This window comes from Achromobacter kerstersii (genome assembly GCF_902859595.1).
Taxonomy (GTDB): domain Bacteria; phylum Pseudomonadota; class Gammaproteobacteria; order Burkholderiales; family Burkholderiaceae_B; genus Achromobacter; species Achromobacter kerstersii.
In genome coordinates, this window is the sequence record NZ_CADIJQ010000038.1 from 1 (window position 1) to 1063 (window position 1063).

1 protein-coding gene and 1 pseudogene are annotated in these 1063 nt (G+C 59.4%); both read right to left on the minus strand.

What is annotated here, in order from left to right; genetic code table 11:
* A partial coding sequence (locus HV765_RS31640; protein ID WP_175172203.1) for a hypothetical protein occupies positions 1-326 on the minus strand: 326 nt, incomplete at its 3' end.
* A gap of 2 nt (positions 327-328) precedes the next feature.
* Positions 329-1063, minus strand: a pseudogene (locus HV765_RS31645) (hypothetical protein); the annotation flags it as partial.

Sequence of the window (1063 nt, forward strand, 5' to 3'; positions counted from 1 at the left end):
GATTGATCGGGGAGCGTGCATGCAACGATATGCGTGCCATGTCGATGCATCTGCGCAAAAGCAGCGGCGCCAGAGAAAAGCGTTGCTCTGCTCTTTGCACGCGTTTCGCTTCCTTTGGCAGCCAACAAGCCGACCGACGAACTGCGCGCATCACTTTGCACAAAGTGCGTTGCCCGTGCTTTGCGGGCGGTCTTGAGGGCAAGCTTTTCCAGGTCTTCCCCGAGGACGGTGCGCCACTTGAGCCCGAGGACAAGTTGATTCGGCGAGCCCGGTATCGCGACGAGCTTGTAGCTCGTGCGCCGAGCGACTTTCTGTCGCGTTGCCACGGTCAGAATCCTTCTTCTGGAATTGCGGTTACCAACACCACCGTCAGCAGTTGCTGCTCTTGCGAGGCGTCAGACCCGCCCATGAGCATCGGTGCCTTGTCGTCGAGACGGCGGCGGGTCGAACTGTCGGCAGACTGTTGATATCCGCCAATGACCACTTGCTCTCCGGGGCGAACCATTACCTGCTGTACGCGCCCTTGGCCACCGATGTTGGTCTGCTGCACGAACGATTGATCATCACGCGACCCAACCGGCTCCTTCTTCATTTCGATGAGTCGGGTGTCGTCGTAGGCAATCGTCAAGAGCACCTGGCCGTCGTCCTGCGCATCGGGCACGACGGTGAGGAAGGTGCCGACCGTCTTTTCGTCTTGCGTAACCGTGACCGTGGGAGCCGAGCTGTCGGACGTGCTCTGAGTTTGTTGCAGATCCTTGATGTACTGAAAGGTGTTTCGCGTGTCGTACTTCGCGGGTCGGCGGTTTTGCGAGAGAAGCGGAATGCTCTTGTGATTGACGATCGAACCGAGCTGGGAAAGCGCGCTCAGTGCGATGTTGGTGCCGGCGAAGGGACCACTGCCCACCGATGCGCCCACGCTGCCGGCAGCTTTGGCCACGTCGAGCAAGCGGCCGACGCCAATTGCCGATGCAGTGTTTTCGCGCCCAAGGCTGTTGAACAGAATCTTCCAGTCGATGCTCCCTTGGTTGAGTCGGTCGCGTTGGACCGTGATTTCTTCGAAGAC